19 protein-coding genes are annotated in these 22,559 nt (G+C 38.8%); all 19 read left to right on the top strand.

Annotation, left to right across the window (positions count from 1 at the left end; genetic code table 11):
- Nucleotides 1-9 precede the first annotated feature (9 nt).
- The 19 genes from C4533_04190 to C4533_04100 all read left to right on the top strand — a co-directional run bounded on the left by C4533_04190 (nt 10) and on the right by C4533_04100 (nt 22,558).
- Nucleotides 10-1,434, top strand: a complete 1,425-nt coding sequence (locus C4533_04190; GenBank protein ID RJP29002.1) for a radical SAM protein — start codon at nt 10-12, stop codon at nt 1,432-1,434.
- Nucleotides 1,431-2,156 (top strand): CDP-alcohol phosphatidyltransferase family protein, encoded by a 726-nt coding sequence (locus tag C4533_04185; GenBank protein RJP29001.1) that lies wholly within the window; start codon nt 1,431-1,433, stop codon nt 2,154-2,156. Before C4533_04190 ends, C4533_04185 begins: the two co-directional genes overlap by 4 nt.
- Nucleotides 2,135-3,571: a hypothetical protein gene (locus C4533_04180; protein ID RJP29000.1), complete on the top strand. Its 1,437-nt coding sequence runs from the start codon at nt 2,135-2,137 to the stop codon at nt 3,569-3,571. Before C4533_04185 ends, C4533_04180 begins: the two co-directional genes overlap by 22 nt.
- The gene (locus C4533_04175; protein ID RJP28999.1) at nt 3,571-5,391 is read left to right on the top strand and encodes a hypothetical protein; all 1,821 of its coding nucleotides are present in this window, start codon (nt 3,571-3,573) and stop codon (nt 5,389-5,391) included. The genes C4533_04180 and C4533_04175 overlap by 1 nt, the downstream gene beginning before the upstream one ends.
- Nucleotides 5,333-6,373: a UPF0104 family protein gene (locus tag C4533_04170; protein ID RJP28998.1), complete on the top strand. Its 1,041-nt coding sequence runs from the start codon at nt 5,333-5,335 to the stop codon at nt 6,371-6,373. The genes C4533_04175 and C4533_04170 overlap by 59 nt, the downstream gene beginning before the upstream one ends.
- Before the next feature lie 108 nt (nt 6,374-6,481).
- Nucleotides 6,482-7,204 carry a glycosyltransferase family 2 protein gene (locus tag C4533_04165; GenBank protein RJP28997.1) on the top strand — a complete coding sequence of 241 codons (723 nt, stop codon included), beginning with the start codon at nt 6,482-6,484 and terminating at the stop codon, nt 7,202-7,204.
- Nucleotides 7,204-8,196 carry an NAD-dependent epimerase/dehydratase family protein gene (locus tag C4533_04160; protein ID RJP28996.1) on the top strand — a complete coding sequence of 331 codons (993 nt, stop codon included), beginning with the start codon at nt 7,204-7,206 and terminating at the stop codon, nt 8,194-8,196. The genes C4533_04165 and C4533_04160 overlap by 1 nt, the downstream gene beginning before the upstream one ends.
- 1 nt (nt 8,197) lies before the next feature.
- Entirely contained in the window at nt 8,198-9,181 is a 984-nt protein-coding gene (locus C4533_04155) for a glycosyltransferase (GenBank protein RJP28995.1), read from the top strand.
- Nucleotides 9,178-10,284, top strand: a complete 1,107-nt coding sequence (locus C4533_04150; GenBank protein ID RJP28994.1) for a radical SAM protein — start codon at nt 9,178-9,180, stop codon at nt 10,282-10,284. Before C4533_04155 ends, C4533_04150 begins: the two co-directional genes overlap by 4 nt.
- A 15-nt stretch (nt 10,285-10,299) precedes the next feature.
- Entirely contained in the window at nt 10,300-11,757 is a 1,458-nt protein-coding gene (locus C4533_04145) for a radical SAM protein (GenBank protein ID RJP28993.1), read from the top strand.
- Nucleotides 11,747-12,982, top strand: coding sequence for a glycosyltransferase (locus tag C4533_04140; GenBank protein ID RJP28992.1), 1,236 nt, complete (start codon nt 11,747-11,749; stop codon nt 12,980-12,982). Before C4533_04145 ends, C4533_04140 begins: the two co-directional genes overlap by 11 nt.
- 5 nt (nt 12,983-12,987) lie before the next feature.
- Nucleotides 12,988-14,067 (top strand): methyltransferase domain-containing protein, encoded by a 1,080-nt coding sequence (locus C4533_04135; GenBank protein ID RJP28991.1) that lies wholly within the window; start codon nt 12,988-12,990, stop codon nt 14,065-14,067.
- Nucleotides 13,916-15,166 carry a glycosyltransferase gene (locus C4533_04130; protein RJP28990.1) on the top strand — a complete coding sequence of 417 codons (1,251 nt, stop codon included), beginning with the start codon at nt 13,916-13,918 and terminating at the stop codon, nt 15,164-15,166. The genes C4533_04135 and C4533_04130 overlap by 152 nt, the downstream gene beginning before the upstream one ends.
- Before the next feature lie 2 nt (nt 15,167-15,168).
- Entirely contained in the window at nt 15,169-17,058 is a 1,890-nt protein-coding gene (gene asnB / locus C4533_04125; protein RJP28989.1) for an asparagine synthase (glutamine-hydrolyzing), read from the top strand.
- A gap of 1 nt (nt 17,059) precedes the next feature.
- On the top strand, nt 17,060-18,352 hold the full coding sequence (locus tag C4533_04120) for a flippase (protein RJP28988.1): 1,293 nt from the start codon (nt 17,060-17,062) through the stop codon (nt 18,350-18,352).
- Complete coding sequence (locus tag C4533_04115; GenBank protein ID RJP28987.1) at nt 18,342-19,331, top strand: hypothetical protein; 990 nt, start codon at nt 18,342-18,344, stop codon at nt 19,329-19,331. Before C4533_04120 ends, C4533_04115 begins: the two co-directional genes overlap by 11 nt.
- Nucleotides 19,328-20,503, top strand: a complete 1,176-nt coding sequence (locus tag C4533_04110) for an N-acetyltransferase (GenBank protein ID RJP28986.1) — start codon at nt 19,328-19,330, stop codon at nt 20,501-20,503. The genes C4533_04115 and C4533_04110 overlap by 4 nt, the downstream gene beginning before the upstream one ends.
- 7 nt (nt 20,504-20,510) lie before the next feature.
- The gene (locus C4533_04105) at nt 20,511-21,854 is read left to right on the top strand and encodes an O-antigen ligase family protein (protein RJP28985.1); all 1,344 of its coding nucleotides are present in this window, start codon (nt 20,511-20,513) and stop codon (nt 21,852-21,854) included.
- Entirely contained in the window at nt 21,851-22,558 is a 708-nt protein-coding gene (locus C4533_04100) for a glycosyltransferase (protein ID RJP28984.1), read from the top strand. Before C4533_04105 ends, C4533_04100 begins: the two co-directional genes overlap by 4 nt.
- Nucleotide 22,559: the final 1 nt, after the last annotated feature.

Genomic DNA, 22,559 nt, shown 5'->3' with positions numbered 1-22,559 from the left:
AGGAAAATAATGAAGCTATTATTAGTGAATCCCCCTTATTTAGAGGATGTTTATTCCGGGTTTAAGCATGCCGTACAGGTCCAGATCCCCCTGGGATTAGCTTATATTGCCGCGTCTGCAATACAGGAAGGCGCCGAAGTTGAGATACTTGATGCCAATGCCGAACAGCTCAGCATTGAACAGACAATCAGCAAAATCTTGCTTTCAGATTCCGATATCATCGGTTTGTCCTCGACTACTTTGATGATCCCTATAATTGCTAAATTGGCCAGGGAAGTAAAGAGACAGTCAAATAAGAAGATTATTATCGGCGGGCCGCATGTGACTTTCTTTCCTGAAGAGACTTTAACCGGCTTGCCCGAAGTAGATATCATTGTAATGGGTGAAGGGGAAGAGACGGTAAAAGAGCTGATCAGGAATTCGTTCGGTAACCTTTTTAATATCAGGGGCATTGCCTTCAGGGATAAAGGAAAAATAATCGTAAACCACTCCCGTGAAAGGATAGAAGACCTTGATACAGTTATGTTTCCGGCAAGGGAATTGTTTAGGCTTGAACTATACCGGCCGGGTGCTCTTTGGAATATAGGATTTTCCGGGAAAAAAAGCATGACGCTGATTTCTTCGCGCGGATGCCCCAGCAGATGCAGGTATTGTTCATCTTTGCATTTCTGGGGGCCGAAGGTTCGTTTCCGCAGCATAGGAAATATTATTTCAGAGATCGAGATGCTTTATAACAAATACGGGACCAGGCAGATTGCGATACTTGATGATACATTTTTAGCGAATAAAACCAGGGCAGAAGAATTCTGCGATGAGCTTTTAAAAAGAAAATTAAAAATTAACTGGTGGTGCTACGCAAGGCTTGATTTCATTTATCCCAGGCAGCTTTTCAGAAAAATGCGGCGCGCCGGATGCTACGGTCTTAACTTCGGAGTTGAAAGCGGCAACCAGGGCGTACTTGACGACGTACAAAAAAATATCAAATTACCCGTAGCAGAAGAAATAGTAGCTTCGGCCAAAAGAGAGGGGTTTCTTGTTCTTTGCAGCTTTATGATAGGCCTGCCAAAGGATGATAAAGAAACAGTGCGTCAAACCATTGAATTTTCCATAAAATTGAACCCGCACATAGCCCAATATTGCATAACTACACCTTTTCCCGGGACTGATCTTTACAGGCAGGCAAAAGAAAAGGGCTGGCTGGACAATGTCAGAGACTGGGCAGATATGGGGCTACATCAGAGGACAAAGTTCCATAATGACTATCTCAGCGGAGATGATATTTATGAGTTATACCAGTCGGCACATAAGAGATTTTATTTTCGTTTTGGCTATTTTTGGATGTTATTTTGCCATCTCCTGAAGAACCCCAGGCAAATACGCGGTTTCTTGTTGGCTGGAATATATATGATAACGGAGGTATTCAGAAAAAGATGAATGAAGAAAGATTGACAAAATACGGGGATATTGTTGACCGGATAAACAGGGGTTTTTCTCTTCCGCTTGCCAAGGCCCTTTTAAAGACCCCTGTTACGCCTAATGCAATTACTTTTTTTAGGTCATTTTTAGTGATAGCAGCAATGTATCTTTATCTTAAATGCAGCTTATATGCTATTTTTACAGCCGGAATTTTGCTTCAACTATCGGATATATTTGACTATGTGGATGGTGATTTAGCCAGGCTCAAGAATAAAGTAACTATTGAGGGGCAGTGGCTTGAATACCTGGAGAATAACTTCCAGGGGACAAGCGGTACTCTTTTAGGTTTTTTTGTATGTTTAGGTATATACCTCAAAACCTTAGACGCAAGAATATTTATTATCCTTTTCTTCCTGGCATTTGGTTTTCATATGAAAAAAGCGTTAATCCATACTCCAGTCAAATCCGGAAACTGGATTTTTAACCTTATGGATAGCTCCTCGGCAGCTCATTTTAAAAAGGAGACGAGCTCAAATATTTTTATAAAACTGGCAAAGATTTTCCTTTGGGTGTCAACCAGGGATATTAACATATTATTTTTGGCTTCCGTAACTTTGCCGGTATTTTATAATCAGTGGGGCCTTAGCCCGTTGTATCTTGTATTGATAGCTTTTGCTGTTTCGCATAATTTAACCTGGATTGGTATTGCCTATTTTCAATGGAAAGCGATAGAGAGATGATAGCGGCGATGATCGATATAAAGGTTGTGATCATATCAGCACTCTTAGGGTTATTATTTTTCTTAAGTCCCGGAGGTTTTACTGTTTCGTTAGTTGTTTTACTGGTAGTTCTTAAAAAAAATATAAAAGCTGATGCCGAATCCAGGTTTATAATGAATCTTTTTATGGCTGCATTTTTGTTAAGGCTGCTTCTGCTTTTTTCAGTCAGCGCGTTTATGGTTTCAAGAAACGAAGTTTTATTTTATCCCGGATATCCTGGCTGGTCTGTTAAGTTCATCGGTGACAGCGCCTACTATACATTGAGAGGGTATTGGATGTCTTTAGACTGGAGAGGTTTTTTTCTTACCCAGAAAGTTCTTGGCTCGGCTTATAACCCTGTTTATGGATGGCAGGGCTACAATTTTATTATAGCCGGGTTTAATTACTTGTTTGGTTTCAGCCCTGTATCAAGTGCCATAATGAATTGCCTTTTTGGTTCACTGATACCGGTTGTTTGTTATTATGTCTGCCGGCAGGTTTTTTCTTTAAATGTAAGCAGAATATCCGCTTTGTTAATGGCATTTTTTCCGTCATTGCTGTTGTGGTCCATAACCAATCTTAAAGACGCATCTTTAATCCTGGTGATTTTATGCATATTCTGGCTTTTTATAAAATTGACTTCTTATCCTTATGTCCGGCAGAAGATAATATTATTTTTTGCGATATTTATTGCATTATTTATACTCTCAACCCTGAGAAAATTTATTATGCCAATAGTGTTGCTTAGTTTATTTATAACAGCTTTAGCTGTTTCCGGACACCCGCGTCTTAAAGTGAAGATATTCATTGTATTAATCATTATTTTTTCATCTATAGTGCTATTCAGGCTTAGCCCGGCCAAGATCGATAAGATATTCCGTCAAAAAATATTCAGGGTGTTATCTTTGCATCAGGCTTCAGCAAAGACGCCCGGGAATAACTACAGGATACTTGAAGACAAGTACTATATCTTAAATCCATATTTTGTATTTGGAAAGCAGCCTGATGAAGAGTGTTATGTGTATCCTGCTAACAAGCTAAGCTATGGGCAATATATAATGGCTTATATGAGAGGTTTGTTTCATTTCATCTTTGAGCCTAATATATTCAGACCTGTCAAAAAAACCATGTTTTTGGCTTATCCTCAGATGTTGCTTTGGTATATTATGGTTTTACTTTCGCCTTTAGGTTTATTTATTTCTCTTCGTTATGCCTGGAAGAGGTATCTGATTCTTTTGATTTATTCGTTTTTATTGGTTTCTGCTTTGTCTTTGACCCAGGCAAATATCGGGACGGTATTACGCTTCAGGGATATGATTACTCCTGTAGTAGCTATCTGGGCAGCAATCGGTATCACAAAAATATCCGGTAAAAAGATACTGAAGGAGCAACCTTAATGAAAAAACAGGCAATCATTTTTTTAGCGGCAGCCGTATTTGTTTTGCTTGAGCTTATTTCCTTGAGCCCAAAGATATCATCTTTATTCAGCCTTGATTTTCCTATTGCAGTGCATAAAGGTTTTCCTGTTCCTGTATTTTTTTGGTTAGTAGTTTTCCTATATTCAGCTTTTATATCGTATCTTCTTAAAATAAGACTTGTAAATATAATAAAGAAAATGCTGGTTTTTGGTTTTTTGCAGCATTTGTTGATTGATTTATTAATGTTAAAATTTCAACTTTCAAAAGGAGCCGCCCGGTTATTAGGAAGCCAGGCTTATGTTTTTTATTGTGACTTGTTTATTTTGTCAGCTTTTAGTTTATTAGCACTATACTCATCAAAGGTATTTGAACTGAACAGAAATCAAAACAGCGGGCAGAGTTATTCATCCAATGTTTATACCTCTTTGTTTTTAATGCTTCTGGTGTATATAGCTTCGGCACTCTTTTTAAACGGATTTATATTTCTGCCATGTTTCATCCTTTTAGTTTTTGGTTTAGGAATTTTTAGGTCTCTCAAAAAGTACCCGGCCCAAAATACAATTTTTGTAAGGGCAAGCAGTATTAAAGGCTGGTTGCTTAATGAGAAGGTATTTTTGTTATTAATCTTTATTTTTGCCCTTGCGTTACGGATATTTTACTTATACAGGATAATGTCGGTTCCAGAATATATCGATACTGGTTCTGATGGCAGGCTTTATGATTCTCTTGCGTATGCTTATATGCAGGGAAACAACATAACCGAGGCCTTAGTCGCCGGTTACTGGTTATTTGTGTCTGGGGTATATGCGATATTTGGCAGGAGTTATTTTGCGGTATGTTTTATCCAGGGCATATTTACTTCGCTGGCCTGTATTTTTGTGTATTTTATTTCTAAAATTTTATTTAACCTTAAAACTGCAAGGATTACTGCAGCTATGTCAGCTTTAAATTTTTCGGCAATTTTTTCTTCCTCGGCTATAGGCCACCAGGCATTGGATTTATTCTACTCAACTTTGGGTGTTATGCTTTTTGCAGTATATATCTATTATCAGGGCAATTTTAAAGCAAAAAATCTGCATCTTGCATTAACCGGGCTTATCTGGGGGCTGGCTATTGCTACCAGAGAGATAAACTTTTTTTATCCATTTATGGTTATTCTAGGGCTAATGTTATTTTTATCCAGGAAAGCCGGTTTTAAAAAAACAGTGGTTGACTGTTTGTTGATAGTTGTATTCGTATTGATTTCACTATCTCCTTTTGCATTGAGAAACAAAGTTAATCTGGGGACCTATTATCCTGTTTCATCCGCCGAAGGGACAAATTACCCAATAGTAGAGAGTTATCTCCGCGGAGAAAACCCGGACTTAGTCAAAGCCGGAATTGATTTATCTGCCCCCGGGTCATTTCTTAAGTTATTATACGAGAAGCCGTCATTTGTTTTAAGGGTCCTTGGCAATAATTATTGGATGAAATTTAAAGCTATGTATTTAAACCAGGGGTATGGCGGGATTGACCCGATATTTCTATATAGATTGAGCAACTATTATTACAGCTTGTGGTTTTATGCGTATATCCTTACATTAATAGGCATATTTGCGGCTTTCAGGAGATATGGGTTATTTGGGACGCATTTACTTATATTGATTTTTATCGCTTATAGGACAGGAATACATTTTATTACCGAGGCGTCATATAGGCATCGGGCGCCTATTGAGCAGTTTTTACTGATTTATCTGGCTTATGGTATCTCTGTTGTTTGGACAGCTTATAAGAATTCTTTTAAAAATGAAAAAAACTAAGATTTTACCATTGCTATTATCGTTTTTCGTTACTTTGTCTGCGTTATACATCGCTTTTAAAGGAACGACTATCTCCGGGATATTTTCCTATATCTTGCAAGGGAAGTATATTTATGTCGCACCGGCATTATTAAGTTTATGGCTTTATTGTTACATACGATCAGTACGCTGGGGCTTATTTTTTGATAGAAAGCTGGATAATAAACTTTTGTTTTCTGCGACAGTTGTCGGTTTAATGGCTAATAATATCTTACCGGCAAGGACCGGGGAAGTGTATAAGGCTTATATATTGGGGCATAAATCCTCGGTAAGCAAGAGTTATTGCCTGGGGACTGTCCTTCTTGAACGCCTCTGGGATGCTTTAACTTTAGTTTTATTTAGCGTTGTTATTTTTATCTGGGTAGGGCTGTTTAGTACAACTGGTTTAGAAAAAGCGCTGTACAACATCCATGTAAAGCAGCTGGCATTGATTTTCGGGATACTATGCTTTTTAATTTTATTATTTCTGTTGATATGGGTCAGGAATTCAGGTTATTTTATCAAATTGATTTGCCGGTTTGCAGGAGTGTTTTCGTTAAGTTTTGCTGATTTTTGTTCTGTCCGGCTTACTAAGCTTTCCGAGGGATTGGTCATATTCCGGGGGTGGAAGAAGGTGTCAATGATTGCCGTATTATCCCTGATAATCTGGCTTATGGCAGCTTTGACCATTTATTACATGTTTAAAGTTTTCTCCATAGAATTAGGGCTAATGGCAGCTTGTCTTCTTCTCGTTGTAATCGGCCTCTTTGTAATGATACCGTCATTAGGTAGCTTAGGGACCATGCAGATGGGTTTTATAGTTGGCTTGGGCGCCTTTGGGATAAATAAGGCCGATGCACTCAGCTTTTCACTGGTTTATCAGTTCGTTGATACTATGCCGGTTATACTTGCCGGCCTGATTTTATTCTGGAAGGACGGTTATGCCTTCGGAAAAATTAAATGAAGCTTCTCGGGCTTTAGCCAGAGGTTTCTTGGAGCTAAATACTGAAAGGCCGAGCTCCATCAGCATCTTCGAAGGTGCGATTTTGTGGCCGCCAACGCATAAAAAGGAATGACCATGGACAAAAAAATCAGTCTTTCTTGTTTTTTCCCGTGTTTTAATGATGCCGGCTCTATTGCCAGCATGGTTGTGATTATGGATAAGGTGGCACGGCAGGTAAGCGATGACTATGAAATAATAGTAGTGGATGATTGCAGCACTGATAACAGCCGGGTTGTTTTGGAAGAGCTGTGTAAAAAATATACTGCTCTTAGGCTTATTTATCATGAAAGAAATGAGGGCTATGGTGGCGCCTTAAGGTCAGGGATTTATTCATCAAAAAAAGAATTCATTTTTTATACGGATGGCGATTTTCAATATGACGTTACTGAGCTTAATAATCTTATTTCCTGCCTTGGCCCCGGAGTAGATATTGTCAACGGCTATAAACTCAGCCGGAGTGATAGCCTTAGCAGGAAAGTGATAGGAGGGATTTACCAATACACGATGAAGCTTATGTTTGGCTTTAAGATCAGGGATGTAGATTGCGATTTCAGGCTGATGAGGAGAAGTATATTTGATAAGATCAAGCTTAGGTATAACAGCGGTGTTATTTGCGTTGAGATGATAAAGAAAATACAAAATGCCGGGTTTTCTTTTGCTGAAACCGGTGTCAGCCATTATCACCGCGTGTATGGTAAGTCGCAGTTTTTCAATATCGTAAGGATTTATCAAGTGGGAAGGGATATCCTGAAATTATGGTGGACGTTAAATTTTAAAGAAAGGCAGGCATGATGAAGAACCTTGAAAAATATTATAAAGGAAAATCCGTGCTTATTACCGGGGGCCTGGGGTTTATAGGCAGTACTCTTGCGCAAAGATTGGTTAAGCTTAAATCCAGCGTGACTATCGTCGATTCCCTGATACCGCAATACGGCGGTAATATGTTTAATATTCACCAGGTAAAGAACAAAGTTAAAATAAACTTTTCCGATGTCCGTGACAAATACTCAATGAACTTCCTTATTAAAGATAAAGACCTGCTTTTTAATCTTGCCGGGACATTAAGCCATATAGACAGCATGACGGATCCGTTTACAGACCTTGAAGTTAACTGTGCCGCTCAACTTGCCATATTAGAGGCTTGCAGAAATTATAATCCGGGGATAAAAATCATATTCGCAGGCACCCGCAGCCAATATGGCAGGCCTGAGTATCTACCCGTAGATGAAAAGCACCCGCTGAAGCCTGCTGATGTTAACGGCATAAACAATATTGCAGGGGAGAGTTACCACCTTTTATATAACGAGGTCTATGGTATAAAAGCGTGCTCTTTAAGGCTTACCAACACCTTTGGGCCCAGGCACCAGATGCACCATCACCGTCAGGGAATAATTAACTGGCTTATCCGCCAGGTTATTGACGGCAATGAAGTGAAATTATACGGGGATGGCGCTCAGGTCAGGGATGTAAGCTATGTTGATGATGTGGTTGATGCTTTTATTATCGCCATGGCCCGTAATGAAGCCAATGGACAGGTGTTTAACCTGGGAGGCACTCCTATCAGCCTGGAAGAAATAACCAGGCTGATAATAAAAATAAACAAAAAAGGTTCATACAGGATCGTACCTTATCCGAGTGATATAAAAAAGATTGAAGTAGGTAATTATGTAGCTGATTACGGAAAGATAAAAGACATGCTCGGTTGGTTTCCGCAGGTCAGCCTTGAGGATGGTATCCGCAGGACGCTAGCATTTTATAAAAAATATAAAAGACACTATTGGTAGAATGGAACCAGCTTTTTCGATAATTATACCGGTATATAATTCGCTAAATACGCTTATTGCGTTGCTTGATTCAATTTTTAAGCAGGCAGATAATCATGATTTTGAAGTTATTGTAGTTGATGATTGCAGCACGGATGATTTATCGAGCCTGTTGAAGCGTTACGCAGTAAATCTGATAAGAAACGAAACGAATATCGGCAGTGCTGCATCCAGAAATAAAGGCGCGAGAATAAGCAGGGCAGGTACTCTGATATTCTTTGATTCCGATGTTATACTGGAAAAAGATACGCTTTCAAAGCTCGTCTCCAGGTACAGAGAGATTCCGGCAGGGTGTGCCCTCATCGGTATTTATGGGAAAGAACCGGCTGAAGCTGGTTTTATTCCTGAATTTAAAGCATTACTTGATTATTCTCACTGGCAAGGTTTTGGCTTTAGTGAGGTTACTTCTTTTGAGCCTCGCTGCGCCATCATTGATAAGGTTTTATTTGAAAGAATCGGTTTTTTTGATGAAAATATTAAAGGCGCTGATGTCGAAGACTATGAATTTGGTTACAGATTACTTCAAAACGGCGGCAAGATTTACATCGATGAATCAATTCAGGTCAGGCATCATTTTCCGGTAACACTGTCTAAGCTTGCCAATAATTTCTTTTTCCGTACAAGTTCCTGGGTGGGGCTTTTTATGAAGAGGCATAAATTTGACAACGTCGCTACAACTAAAGGCCTTGGGGTTTCGTGCCTATTGGCTTTTTTTTCAGTTATCAGTTTATTTGCATCGTTTTTCCTTGGCAATGCTGTTTATTCAGCAGCTTTTAGTTTTATATTTTTTGTCATACTTACCTGGAAATTCTTTGGTTTGGTTTTTAAAGAGAAAGGAGTTTATTTCTTGCTTAGAGCTGTTTTTACTCAATTCTTATTATGTAATGTAATCGTTGCAGGCGCAATGAGAGGGTTTATTAATTCTTTTATCAGGAGGAAAAAGTGAAGAAGTTCCAGAGGATTTTCTTTCTTGCCTTTTCACTGTTTTCCAAATACCCTGCTTATCTTATATTATTTATTACCTCTCGTTGTAATGCAAAATGCAGCATGTGTTTTAATTGGCAGAAGCAGGATTCGGCGGTTAAAGCTAATGAGTTGTCTCTTAAAGAAATTGAAAAAATTTCAAGCAGTTTCAATAAACTTATTCAGTTAACTATAGCAGGGGGAGAGCCGTTCTTAAGAGATGATGTTGCTGAGATAGTCCAGGCCTTTTATAAGAATAGCGGTACCAGGTTTATAACATTACCGACAAACGGGACTTTCCCTGACAGGCTGGAGAGCGCAGTAAGAAAAATACTTATCAATTGTCCGGCCTGCCTCGTAAATGTTTGTCTTTCTATTGATGCTGTCGGAGATGCACACGATAAAATCAGGAATTTACCGGGTTGCTTTGATAAAGTCATGGAGTCTTATAACAGGATCAGCAGGCTTAAAGAAGGGCGCGATAATCTATATATAAAAATAACCACTGTTCTTTCAAAGTCAAACGCCGAAAATATTGAAGAGGTGTTTATTTATGTAAAGGATAACTTAAAAGTTGATGAGCATGAATTACTGCTTGCCAGGGGAAATACCAGGGATACGATGGCTCTGGATGTCAGCCCCCAGATATACACAAGGGCCCTTAAAACAGTTGAAGATATTGCATATAATAATCTCAAGAAAAGAAAATATCAATTTTCGGGTATTTTTTACGGATTATATAAATACACCAACCGTATTGTGTCACGTATAATCAATGAAAAAAAATATATATATCCTTGTCTTGCCGGAAAAAAGATGATTGAGGTTTATGAGGATGGTTCGGTTGTGCCGTGTGAGATACTACCTTCAATAAAGGGGACTATTGATGCCAATATGGGCAATATAAGAGATTTTGATTACAACATAAATAAGCTTTTAGCTTCTGAAAAGGCAAAGAATATAATCAAATATATCAAAGAGAAGCGTTGTTTCTGCAGTTTTGAGTGCGCGATATTAGCCAGTTTGGTATATAATCCCAGGGCATACCCGCATATTCTAAGATATGCATTTTTAAACGGTAAATAACTTGAGGTAACCCGGATGAGGTTTAAAAAAGTACTGTTAGTCAATCCATTTTATTCTTCTAAAGTATACGCAATTCCTGTGCTCCCGGCAGGCCTGGGATATATTTCTCAGGTATTGGAGTCGCATGGGATTGAGCATGATGTATTTGATATGGCACTGGGTTATGATTATAAAGATTTAAAGGAAAAGATCATTTCTTTTTCCCCCGATTTGATCGGTATTGGATTAATGACATATCGTTATAACAACATTTACAGCTTGATTAGCAGGTTGAAAAATGATTTTAGCAATATTAAGATAGTATGCGGAGGGGCGCATATAACGAATTTTAAAGAGCGCGCTTTAAATGATTGTGCTTCGATCGATTACGGCGTTACGTTTGAAGGCGAACTCACACTGCTGGATTTAGTAAGAGGTGCTCCTTTAGACAAAATAAAAGGGCTGATTTATAGAAACGGGGCCGATCTTCTTTACAACGGCCAGCGCGATTTTATCGAAGACTTAGACAGATTGCCATTCCCGAAATATGATAAGTTCGAATTGAAGAAATACAGCTACGGGATAAGCATCGTGACTTCAAGAGGCTGTCCATATTCTTGTGTTTACTGTTCTTGCCATATCCTCGGTAAAAAAATCAGGTTTCGTTCTGCAGGAAATGTCATAGAAGAGCTTAAATACTGGCATAAGAGAGGGATAAGGGAGTTTGGGCTCCAGGAGGATAATCCGACATTCAATAAACAGAGAATGTCAGAATTATGCACTGCCATCGAATCCGAAGATCTTGATGGGGTAATGCTTATGTGCGGTAATGGCGTCAGGGCAGACAGGGTCGATTTTGAGATATTAGCCAAAATGAAAAAAGCCGGATTTAAACGGTTGGCTTTTGGAGTTGAAGCAGGAAATGACCGCATCCTTCAAAATATAAAGAAGGGGCAAAGTTTTGAAACAATTGAAAACGCGGTAAAAATGGCTTGTGACCTTGGATTTTATGTGAGTTTATTTTTTCTGATCGGGTCTCCCGGAGAGACCATTGATGACGTAAGGGATTCGATAAGATTCTCATTAAAATACCCTGTCGGAGACGTTAAATTTAATAATCTAGTTCCTATACCAGGCACAGAATTATTCGAGTGGGTAAGAAAGAACGATTATTTTATTATGCCGCCGGAAAAATACCTGAATATGGACCCTCCGGCGCAGCTAAGCAACTTACCGGTTTTTTCTACCCCTGAATTTAGCGCCTTTGAAAGAAAAAGTGCTTTAAAAGAGGCAAGAAGGGCAGAAAGGCTGGTCAGGAGAAAACTCCTCGAGAAAAGATTGCCGGCTTATCTGGGGATAAACAGAATTATTGCTGCGATATATGTGAACCGGTTTGTCAGCAAAATCGAGAACTGGCTGCTTTCTTACCCTAAATTAAGAAGCAATATCGGTATATTGAGAATGAAAATAAGGAAGCATATCTATGCCGGATAATAATATACTCTATATCAGCTATGATGGCATGCTTGAGCCTATCGCTCAATCGCAGGTCATCCCTTATCTAAAAGGCTTGTCTAAGGATAAATTGCGTTTTTTCCTGCTTTCTTTTGAAAAGAAAGCTTTATTAAGAGATAAGGATCATTTGCGGCTAATGGAAGAGCGGTTAAGGAACGCAGGGATATTTTGGAAGAGGCTAGTTTATCATAAAAAGCCGCAGATGATTTCGACTCTGCTTGATTGCATCTTCGGTTTGATTTATGCAGTGTTTATTGTAAAGAAGAACAGGATCAGGGTAGTTCACGCCAGGGCAGAGGTTTCATCTCTGATAGGCTGGCTGTGCGCGCGCCTGTGCGGGTGTAAATTCATCTATGACAGAAGAGGCGTATTAGCCTATGATTATGTGGACGGAGGGATGTGGCCCAAAGAAAGTTTGATTACAAAAATAATGTTTAAGGCGGTAAACTATCTTGATGCAAAATTCCTTTTTGGCTCTGACTATACAGTCGTCTTAACTAATAAAATGGCAGATATATTGAAGTCAGGGATATTCGTTAACAAAAAACATGCCCCAAAAATAAAGGTAATTCCCTGTTGCGTTGACTTAGACAATTTTAACAGGCAAACCCGTAATCGAAGGCCTGAGGATTTTCCTCCCGAAGGTAAATCCGTGATGGTATATTGCGGCTCGATCGGAACATGGTATATGCTCAGAGAGATGATCGAGTTCTTTAAAGTACTAAAGTCTGTTGACCCTAAGGCCCATTTTTTGATAATTACCCCTTTTGAGCGCGATTTAGTTATAAACTCTATGCATGACGGATTTATTAAAGACACTGATTTTACTGTCCTTTCCAAGAAGCATTATGAGATGCCGGCATATTTATCATGGGCAGATGCTGCAATTATGTTTATTAAACCGGTATTTTCAAAGCTGGCATCTTGCCCGACAAAATTCGGAGAATACCTTGCCTGCGGATTGCCTGTGGTGATTAATTCCGGCATAGGAGATACAGCCGGCTTAATAGAAGAAAATAAAATCGGTAGTGTGCTAAAAGAATTCTCTTCTGCAGAGTACAGAAGGGCAGCGGAAGAGTTGCAGTATTTAATCAATGATGCTGGCTTAAAGAACAGATGCCGTAATGTTGCTGTAACGAATTTATCTCTGGTTAACGGGATAGAAAGTTACAGCCATATTTATAATACAATACTAAATAACTGAGTATAATGGAAAAAGAACTTCTGAATTTTTTAATATGCCCGGTGTGTAACAAAAAGTTAAAGCCGAAGCTGTTTTCCGGCTCTGATAAAGATATTTCTGAGGGCATGCTTTCTTGCGAATGCGGACAGGTTTATCCGATTATCGGATCTATCCCCAGGATATTTAAGGATTCTTTTTCTTTGTTCCCGGATTTTTGCCGTAAATACAAGCTTAACCCCATAGGCATAAATAAAACCGGAGAACCTTGCGGCCCGGCTTTCAGCGATAAAGAAGCTTCTTTAAAAGAAAAGACACAGCAGAGCTTTGGATATCAGTGGAGTACATTTTCCCAAATGGCCTGTGATTTTGAAGAGAATTTCCTTAATTATATTTATCCGGTGGGAAAAGGATTTTTTAAAGGAAAATTCGGCTTAGACGCAGGATGCGGGTTCGGCAGGCATATATTTAATGCCAGTAAATTCGGGGCAAGGATGGTCGGCCTGGATTATAGCCGGGCGATAGAATCAACTTATAGGAATGTAAAAGGACTTGATAATGTTTATCTGGTGCAGGCAGATATCTACAACCTTCCTTTTGAAAAGAATACTTTTGATTTTGTATATTCAATCGGTGTTTTGCACCATCTTCCGAAACCGGAGCTGGCATTCAGGCTGCTTACGGAATATGTCAAGCCAGGCGGATCTATTTTTATCTGGGTCTACAGTGACAGCCGTAAATTTACTAATTTCATGCTTGAGTGCGTAAGAATGGTTACGACAAAACTTCCCTTAAGCTTATTGAAGTTATTTTGTTTTTTAATTGCGATTATTGATTATGGCTTGTTTATCCAGCCATACCGTTTCCTTAAAAGAATGCCAGTATTAGGCAGCCTGATAGATAAGATAATATTAAAGAGGATTGTTCTTTATTCTAATTACCCGTTTCAGGTGGCTTATGCCGATTGGTTCGACAGGTTATCGCCGCCAATCCGCTTTTATTACAATGGCAGGGTACTTAAAGAATGGTTCGAAAGGGCAGGGCTGGAAAACATTAAAATTTCACCGACCGGGAATTACGGGTGGAGGGCTTATGGCCAAAAGCCATAGGAAGAAAATCATATTTATAAGTCCGGTGCCTTATGAAGGAGCGGGCTGCAGGTTCAGGATATGGCAGTATTTACCATATCTTAAAGAGCGGCAAATTGACGGCTTCATAAGCCCCTTCATGTCGAGCTATTTTTTTAAGATAGTTTATAAGGATAAGGGCAGCATAAGAAAGATTTTCTTTTTTATGCTAGGCCTGTTAAGAAGGCTGGCAGATATCATGTCAATTTTCAGATATGATGCGGTCTACGTATACCGTGAGTCACTGCCTTTAGGCCCGGTTATCTTTGAAAAACTGGTGCATCTGCTGGGGAAACCGCTAATATTCGATTTTGATGATGCTGTTTTCTTGCCAAACTCAAGCCCAAATAACAAGCTGGTAAAGCTTTTCCGCAACAATAACAATGCCTCAAAGATCATTTCGCTTAGTAAAGAAGTAATAGCCGGTAACATGTTTTTAAAAGAATATGCTCAACGTTTTAATCCGAATGTTACTGTGATCCCGACTCCTGTAGATACCGAGTATTTTTGTCCGGCGCCGCATACCCGTCAGAGGGAAAAAGTTATCGTAGGATGGATGGGCAGCCCGACTACTGAGCAGTATTTATATCCTTTAGAGCCGGTTTTTAAGCAGCTGTTTCTTAAGTTTAAGGATAAACTTGTGTTCAGGATTATAGGCGCAAGCGGCCAAAAGAATAGTAATGCTATGTTTGAATACAGGGATTGGCAGATTGAACGCGAAGCAGATGATCTGCGTGATTTTGATATAGGCATTATGCCTTTAAACGATGATTTATGGTGCCGGGGCAAATGTGGGTTTAAGGCATTACTGTATATGAGTACAGGTGTCGCTTGTGTATGTTCTTCTGTGGGAGCAAATAAGGAGATTATTGATGACGGGGTTGACGGTCTTTTGGCAAAAAACCTTAATGAATGGTTTGAAAAATTATCAAGCCTGATTGAGGATCACGATTTACGCCGAAAGATCGGTATAAAAGCCAGAGAAAAAGTAATATTAAGGTACTCGCTTAATGTTAATGCCCCGTTATTTTGTGATTTGGTAGAAAAAGTTTGTTCTCCGGCGGAGGTAGAAAAGGCCTGATTATGTGCGGGATATGCGGTTTATTAGACTATAATTCCCAGAATACAGATAGCCGACGTATTATAAAAGGCATGTGTTCTAAGTTGATACATAGAGGCCCGGATGACGAGGGGATATTTTCCCAAACCGGAAGCCCTAATATTACCCTGGGGCACCGCAGGTTAAGCATTATTGACCTTTCCAGCGCAGGGCATCAGCCGATGGTAAATGAAGATAACAGCATTTCCTTGATTTTAAACGGAGAGATTTATAATTATCTTGAGTTACGCACAGAATTAGAATCCAGGGGGCACGTATTCAGGTCTAATACCGACACTGAAGTAGTCATTCATTTATATGAAGAAAAAGGCAGGGATTGCGTAAAGAGCCTACGTGGAATGTTTGCTTTTGCTTTGTGGGATAGTAATAATAAAATACTGTTCCTTGCACGCGACAGGCTCGGGAAAAAACCATTATTCTACAGCCACAAAGATAGCAGATTCTTATTTTCGTCAGAATTGGAGTCTTTACTTGAAAGCGGGTTTATTTCTAAGGAAATAAATAAAGATAGTCTGGATTATTATCTTTCTTTTGGTTATATACCTTCGCCGTACACGATTTACAAAAATGTCTTTCAGCTAAAGCCGGCGCATACCCTGTCTTTGCATAATAATGAACTCAGGGTTGACAGATATTGGGACCTTGATTATTTGCCAAAGCTAAAAATCAGCCAGCAGGAAGCAGTTGAGAAAGTATTAAATTTACTTGAAGAAGCTGTTAAAATTAGGCTGCATAGCGATGTCCCATTGGGTGCATTTTTGAGCGGAGGCATTGATTCTAGCACGATTGTCGCCATTATGAGCAAGGTCTCAAGGCAGCAAGTTAAGACCTTTTCAATAGGTTTTGAGGATAGCGATTACAGCGAGCTGACCTTTGCCAGGGAAATATCGCGCATATATGGGACTGAACACCATGAGTTTATGGTAAAACCTGACGCTTTAGGCGTTTTGCCGCTTTTAATCTCAAGGTATGGGCAGCCGTATGCAGATTCTTCCGCTTTGCCGACTTATTATGTTTCCAAAGAAACGCGCAGTCATGTTACTGTTGCTTTAAACGGTGATGGAGGAGATGAGTCATTCGCAGGCTATGAGCGTTATCATGCGATGCTGATTGCTGAATCCATGTATAACCTTCCGCCTCTCTTAAAGCGGGCAATCAAATTTTCTTCAGGATTTATACCTGATTCTATTGAGCCAAAAAACAGGCTGAGGAACATTAAGAGATTTTTTGATGCGGCATTTATTGAGAAAGAAAAACGTTATATCCGGTGGATAAGCATATTTTACGGGGAGCTTAAGAATGCTTTATACTCTGCAGAATTTAAAAGTGCGTTAAAAGAAGATAAGGCCGGCTCTTATATATCATCCTTTTTTAATGAAGCTTCAGACGGCTTACTTGATTCGCTGCTTAATGCCGATGTGCATACTTATCTGCCTGAGGACCTTTTGGTAAAGGTGGATATTGCCAGTATGGCTAATTCTTTAGAAGCGAGGTCTCCTTTTCTTGATCATAAATTTATGGAGTTTGCTGCCAGGCTTCCGTCATCATACAAAATAAAGAACGGGATAAGGAAATATATACTAAAAAAAGCAATTAAGGGGATCGTTCCTGATAGAAATGTATATAGGAGGAAGATGGGGTTCGGCGTGCCGATTGGAAGATGGTTCAGGAATGAGTTAAAAGAATATATACGCGATACGCTTCTTGAACCAAAAACACTGAGAAGGGGATACTTTAACGCGGGTATCGTAAAGAAGCTGGTTGAAGACCATATCGGATTACGGAAAGATTATTCGTTTCAACTATGGTCACTCCTGGTCCTGGAGCTGTGGCACCGCAAATTCATTGATTGATATGAAAAGAAATATCATTAATTCGATTTTTAAGAATTTTTCAAGCCTGATCCTGGCGCAATTTGCTTATAAAGCAATGACTTTTATCAGCATGATAATCATTGCCAGGTATCTGGGCGTTGAGGGTTTCGGTCAGATATCTTTTGCACTGTCATTTGTCTGGGGGTTTCTTTTTCTGGCTGATTTTGGTTTTGTTGACCTTTTTGTAAGAGATATATCAAAAAAAAGGGAAGATATAAATAAGTATGTCGGAAACATACTTGTATTAAAAACAGGTATCGGTTTGCTGAATATACTGGCGATATTCATTCTGGCATTAAGCCTGCCTTTTGCCCGCCAGAAAATAGCAGTAATAATGGTGCTTGGCGTATCTGTTGTTCTGGATTCTTTCGTTTATTTCTACAGGTCCATATTCCGCATAAGGGATAAAATGGAGATCGAGGCAGCACTCATGGTCCTTGAATCAGCGATGAAGTTAATTTCGCTGATACTTTTTATCAAGCTGGGTGATTTTTCAACAGGTATAATTATTATATCTTTTGCTTTACTCTTAGTCAGTTTGCTAAATTTTTCCATAAACTCTTTTATATGCTTTGTTACTAACAAAAGGCTTAAATTTTCTTTTGATAGAGGCCTGTGTTTATATCTGATAAGGTCGGCGTTTCCTTTTGCTTTGATATACATATTCAGTTTCCTTGCCTTTAGGATAGATATAATCATGCTCTCTTATCTTAAAGGTGATGTTTCTTCCGGGCTGTTTAATGCCAATGGCAAGATTATTGAGCAATTCATGCTTATATCTGTTACCCTGGCGGCAGTCTATTTGCCTCTTTTCTCAAGGCTCACCGGAGCCAAAGAAGGCATAAAGAATATTCTTTTAAAAACCGTCTATATACTATCAGCTTTAGCTTTAGGCCTGATTTTAACTTTTTATTTCTTTGGTAGCAATATTTTGAATATCATCTACGGCCCAGATTTTAAAGACGCCTCGCAATATATGTTTATCTTATCGTTAGTCCTGCTGCCTTATATGCTCAAGCCAATCGTTGAAAAAGCGCTTTTTGCCGTCGGTAGACAGGATTTTGTTCTCATAGTTTATTTTATAGCTGTATTGGCGAATATTCTGCTTAATTTCCATTTTATCCCGCTGTTTGGAATCAAAGGCGCGATTTTCTCTACGCTTATATCCGAGTCAGCGGCAACATTGGTATGTTTTATTGCCAGTTACCGTAACAAGGACATATTCAGGGCAGAAGGCTACGAACTTTCTTTAGGAGGGGTTGATGAAATATAAAAAGAACATTTTTATCATTATTATAGTAATCAGTTTTTTTGTGATTTGCGAGGTTTCAGTGCGTTTTTTGCTTTTTTCCCAAGGTAAGGGGTTCTTTAGAGAGCGCAGGTTCGTCAGCCCTTGGTTTACTGTCTATGATCCACCTCTTCCGCTTGAGAAGGACGGAATAGGGTATTTCCGCAGAGGCAAACCCGCAGCAAGAACGCCTGCTCCCGGTGTAATAAGGATAATCTGCCTTGGGGGCTCAACAACTGCTAACGTTTCGACAAAGATTGATTATCCACAATTACTGGAAAATAAGTTAAATAGTAATACTAAGGGTATAAAATTTGAAGTTTTAAATGCCGCAGCAGATGCTTTTTCCAGCGCACACAGCTTAGTCAACTTTGAATTGAGGCTGATTTATTACCATCCAGCGTATATTATCGTTTATCATAATATCAACGACCTTTCAGCTAATTATTTCGGCAAAAAAATAACTTCTGATTATGCCAATAAATATATGAATAATTTATTTTTGGCTCCTGAGTGTAAAATAGGTTTTTATAGGGTGTTATTTAAGTCCAAGCTTATTTCTTATATTCTGGCCAGCATTAGTTACTCTTTATTTGACAAGCAGATGCAAAGTAAAGCCGAAGATGTTGACATCGTTTACGGCAAAGATATTTTCAGGAATAATTTAATGAATATCGTTGCTGTCGCCAGGCAAAACGGCATAATACCTATACTGGCATCACAGGCTGCGTGTTTCGGTAAAAATAATTTTTCATATATAAACAAAAATGATTTTATTGAATATAATGCAGTCATTAAAGATGTAGCCAGTAAAACAGGATGTATTTATGTAGACAGTTTTTCGGCTTTGAACGAGAACCCTGAGTATTTCATTGATTTAGTGCATTATTCTGAAAGCGGTGTAGAAAAGCTCGCAGATGTATTTTATGATAATCTATGCGCGATATTTAAAATTGGCAAATGAGCGGACCAGATTTGAAATTGGATAAAGTGATTCAAAGAGTAAGCAGAAACTTTAAGCTTGAGAATGCTGCAAATGTCCCTGATGAAGAGCTGGCAGCATTCTTAGAGTCTGCTTACTCTGATCAGTTTAATGCACAATATTATCGTAACCACGGCCAGGTAATAAAACGTCTGCACTGGGCTAATCTTAATAATCCTGCTAATAGAAAAGGTTATCCTGTCTGGATCTGCCGAAAGGCTGATACCGGCCAGATAGTTGGCCACATTGGTATTATGCCGTTTTACCTTAAGACAGGAGAAAAAGATTTATTGTGTGCCTGGGGCCGAGGCCTGGTAGTTTTGCCTCAATACAGGAAGCTGGGAATAGGCCCTTTTTTACTCCAGGGTGTAATTAATGAACTGAAGCAAGATTATAAGTTATTTCTCGTAGCCGGACTGAATGATTATGTTTACCCTGTTTATCAAAAGCTCGGTTTTATTGATTTGGGATTAATCCCGCTGTATGCAAGATTAAACCGGATTAACCCTCTGCTAGAGAAAATAATAGGAGCTAACCGGATTTCTAAAGTATTATGTATATTGCCGGATCTGTTTATCAGCCTGTTCTATAAAATTTTTAGTTATTCAGGAAGAGACAGGTTCTATAAGCAAAATTACAAAATCTCGCCCGTAAACGAATTTAATAGTGAATTTGATGATTTTTGGTTAAGGGTAAGCAAAAATTTCAAAGTTATCGCCAAAAGGAGCTCCGATATGCTTAATTGGCGTATATTTAAGCAGCCGTATTGGGAATATTCCGTATTTAAAGTTACTCCAGCTAAGGAAAGTAAGCCAAAGGGTTATATGGTGCTACGTAAAGGAAAAAGCAGGGGATTTAATACGGGAATTATTATGGATATGTTTGCAGATCCGGATGATAATAACATATATGGGGCACTCATTAAGTATGCAATCGACTATTTTTCATATTCTGAAAAATTAGATTTGATAAGATGTAATATGCTTAATAACGGCGCAGCCCATTTTCTTAAGCGCTTTGGATTCATTAATGTAAAGTCAAGCACGCGGCTGATGGCATTTAATCTTTCCCTTGAAAGCGATTTACTGCATCTTGTAAGCGATAATAATAATTGGTTTATCAGTTTTTTTGATTCAGATTTAGACCTATTCTGAGGTGGCTATGAAGATAATAGAGAGATTCAAAGACTTAACCCTTATTGAGAAATTAATCTGTTTTTACGTCGCGCTTATCCCAGTCATGAGAGTCCCTGATTTACCGTTTATTTCCCAAAAGGTACAGTTCTCAGAAATAATTTTTTTGTTGATGATAATTGTCTGGTTTATCGGGTTGATCAAAAAGAAATACCGGCTAAAAAACAATTTTTTAACATTGCCCATAATCCTCATTGCAGCAGCCTTTTCAATATCCTCTATTAATGCGGAATTGAAAACAGCCAGTCTCTTGGAGTTATCGGGGATTTTGTATTTGTTATTAATGGTTTATTTTGTCAGTATCATGATAAGCGGAAAGAAGAGTGCCTATTTTATTATGGATATATGGGTCTATACTGCTTTTTTTGTATCTTCAATCGGAATGCTTGCGATTTTGGATTGGTTGTTTTTTAAAAGAGCCGTATTTCTTCTTGCTCCTCAACCGGGTTTGACTTCAGTATTGCCTTTTCCGAGAATACATTCAACGTTTAGGATGGGAAGTATGCTTGCATCGTATTTACATATTAGCATAATTTTCGCTTTTATAAGATTTATCGAAGAACCAAAAGGCAAGAAGAGGGTATTTCTTGCTATAGCAATAATAATGTTTTTTATTGTTTCGTTACTTACGGCTTCCCGCCCGCTTTTGGGTATAATTGTCTCAATATTCCTGATATTGTTAAAATTAAGAGGCAAAGTTATTTATTCTGTCCTTAGGTATTCTGTGTTTGTGCTTCTTGTGTTTGTTATTCTCTGGTCTGCCGCTATAACGTTATGGGTTGTTGTGCCGGTAAACTATACAATCAACCAGAATGAAATGTCATTCAGCCTAAAAGTCCATTATCCCGCGTCTCTTTATATGCATTTATTTGATGCTGCGGCAAGGATGTTCAAGGACCATCCTATTACCGGTGTAGGAATAGGTATGTTTAACGAAAAAGTCATAGATTATGTTGATTGGCAGAGAAAAGATGTCCTTCTGTCGCATTTTTACAGAAACCAGCAAACCTGGCATGGAAAGAGCGATCCGCATTCTACCTATCTTGGATGGGCTGCAGAGACAGGTGCCTTGGGGTTGCTGGCAGTGATGTTTTTAATAATTCTATATTTAAGGAAGATGTGGGCATTATCCGAGCATCCCGGTGCTCAGATAAAGACTTTGGTTGTATGTTATATGGCCGGAATGTCGGGCATTCTTATCAATGCTTTTTATATAGACATCTTGACTATGAGGCATTTTTGGTTTTTTATTGCATTGGGCCTAGTTTTTTATAATTATTCTCAAACCAACACTGGCGAGCAAGAAAGATGAATAAACTTTCCATTGTCATCCCTGCATATAACGAAGAGAAGTATATTGAATCTTCAGTGTCAACCATTATACAAGAGGCCAAAGCAGGAAATATAGAAGATTTTGAGGTGATAATAATCGAAAACGGCAGCTCTGATAATACCCTGAATATCTGCAGGTCGCTTCAAAAAGCATATCCGCGGGAGTTTCGCTTGATCAGCCTGCCTGAGTCTAATTACGGCAAGGCCTTAAAGGCCGGGATTAAAAATGCATCAGGCATGAATATAGCCATTTTTAATATCGATTTTTGGGATATAAAATTTTTAAAAGAATCGTTGCAGCTTTTAAAGAATAATGACTTTATCGTCGGTTCAAAAGTCCTGTCAGGTTCCCGCGATAATAGGCCGTTTACCCGTAAATTTATTACCATGCTTTTAAACATTCTGATTAAAGTTACATTCAGGTATAAGGGGACAGATACCCATGGTATCAAGGTTATCAGTAGCCAGAAGGTAAACTTGTTTATCGATAAGTGCGTTTTAGAGAAAGAGTTATTTGATACCGAGCTTATGATCCGGGCGCAAAGAGCCGGACTTTCGATAGTGGAATTGCCTGTTGAAGTCGCTGAAATCAGGCCTACCAGGTATGGTTTCTTTAAAAGGGCATGTTGCACCTTAAGGGATTTAGTCCGCCTGTATATCAATTTAAACATTAAAAACAGATAAC

This window comes from Candidatus Omnitrophota bacterium (assembly GCA_003598025.1).
Taxonomy (GTDB): Bacteria; Omnitrophota; Gorgyraeia; order Gygaellales; family Profunditerraquicolaceae; genus Profunditerraquicola.
Note: the sequence above shows the minus strand (reverse complement) of the source record. Positions and strands in the feature narration are given on the sequence as shown.

Bases quoted from the DNA above. Each gene is read 5' to 3' on its own strand.
- C4533_04135 (RJP28991.1), top strand. From the start codon at position 12,988: ATGGAAAAAGAACTTCTGAATTTTTTAATATGCCCGGTGTGTAACAAA.
- C4533_04160 (RJP28996.1), top strand. From the start codon at position 7,204: ATGAAGAACCTTGAAAAATATTATAAAGGAAAATCCGTGCTTATTACC.
- C4533_04190 (RJP29002.1), top strand. From the start codon at position 10: ATGAAGCTATTATTAGTGAATCCCCCTTATTTAGAGGATGTTTATTCC.
- C4533_04115 (RJP28987.1), top strand. From the start codon at position 18,342: ATGAAATATAAAAAGAACATTTTTATCATTATTATAGTAATCAGTTTT.
- C4533_04105 (RJP28985.1), top strand. From the start codon at position 20,511: ATGAAGATAATAGAGAGATTCAAAGACTTAACCCTTATTGAGAAATTA.
- C4533_04100 (RJP28984.1), top strand. From the start codon at position 21,851: ATGAATAAACTTTCCATTGTCATCCCTGCATATAACGAAGAGAAGTAT.
- C4533_04110 (RJP28986.1), top strand. From the start codon at position 19,328: ATGAGCGGACCAGATTTGAAATTGGATAAAGTGATTCAAAGAGTAAGC.
- C4533_04130 (RJP28990.1), top strand. From the start codon at position 13,916: ATGCCGATTGGTTCGACAGGTTATCGCCGCCAATCCGCTTTTATTACA.
- C4533_04175 (RJP28999.1), top strand. From the start codon at position 3,571: ATGAAAAAACAGGCAATCATTTTTTTAGCGGCAGCCGTATTTGTTTTG.
- C4533_04165 (RJP28997.1), top strand. From the start codon at position 6,482: ATGACCATGGACAAAAAAATCAGTCTTTCTTGTTTTTTCCCGTGTTTT.
- C4533_04155 (RJP28995.1), top strand. From the start codon at position 8,198: ATGGAACCAGCTTTTTCGATAATTATACCGGTATATAATTCGCTAAAT.
- asnB (RJP28989.1), top strand. From the start codon at position 15,169: ATGTGCGGGATATGCGGTTTATTAGACTATAATTCCCAGAATACAGAT.
- C4533_04140 (RJP28992.1), top strand. From the start codon at position 11,747: ATGCCGGATAATAATATACTCTATATCAGCTATGATGGCATGCTTGAG.
- C4533_04145 (RJP28993.1), top strand. From the start codon at position 10,300: ATGAGGTTTAAAAAAGTACTGTTAGTCAATCCATTTTATTCTTCTAAA.
- C4533_04180 (RJP29000.1), top strand. From the start codon at position 2,135: ATGGAAAGCGATAGAGAGATGATAGCGGCGATGATCGATATAAAGGTT.
- C4533_04120 (RJP28988.1), top strand. From the start codon at position 17,060: ATGAAAAGAAATATCATTAATTCGATTTTTAAGAATTTTTCAAGCCTG.
- C4533_04170 (RJP28998.1), top strand. From the start codon at position 5,333: ATGGTATCTCTGTTGTTTGGACAGCTTATAAGAATTCTTTTAAAAATG.
- C4533_04185 (RJP29001.1), top strand. From the start codon at position 1,431: ATGAATGAAGAAAGATTGACAAAATACGGGGATATTGTTGACCGGATA.